1 protein-coding gene is annotated in these 435 nt (G+C 34.9%); it reads right to left on the minus strand.

Features of this window, described 5'->3' with window-relative positions:
* Nucleotides 1-391: transposase (locus ACODS7_RS32630; RefSeq protein ID WP_488828706.1), on the minus strand; the 391-nt coding region annotated here is incomplete at its 3' end.
* Nucleotides 392-435: the final 44 nt, after the last annotated feature.

Here is a 435-nt window from a genome sequence, read left to right on the forward strand (position 1 = left end):
CTAAAGGTTGTTTTAATTGTTTATTTGAATCTTTTTTCATGGATGGACGCCCCTTTTTCTTAGATTGAAGGGCTTCAATTCCTTGTGTTTCGAGCTGTTTTTTCCAAACAGAAATCGTTGAAGGGGCAGGAATATTAAAGATAGCTGCCGTCTCAAATAAGGACATACCGTTTTCAATCATAAAGTTTAGTACGTCTAGTTTAAATTGTTGTGTGTAATTTGTACATCGTTTTAGAAAAGCTTCCAGACCATTCTGTTTATATTGGTTTACCCAATTCAAAATGATTGTGTCACTTATACCGAGCGATCTACCCAGTTCTCGATAACTTTCATTTCCGTTCAAATAACGTAGAACGATTTGTATTTTTTCATCAGCTGTAAATTTAGCCATAGAAAAACTGCACCTCCAATTGTTAGACTGTGTCTAACAATTGG

Source organism: Bacillus sp. FG16 (genome assembly GCF_057809515.1).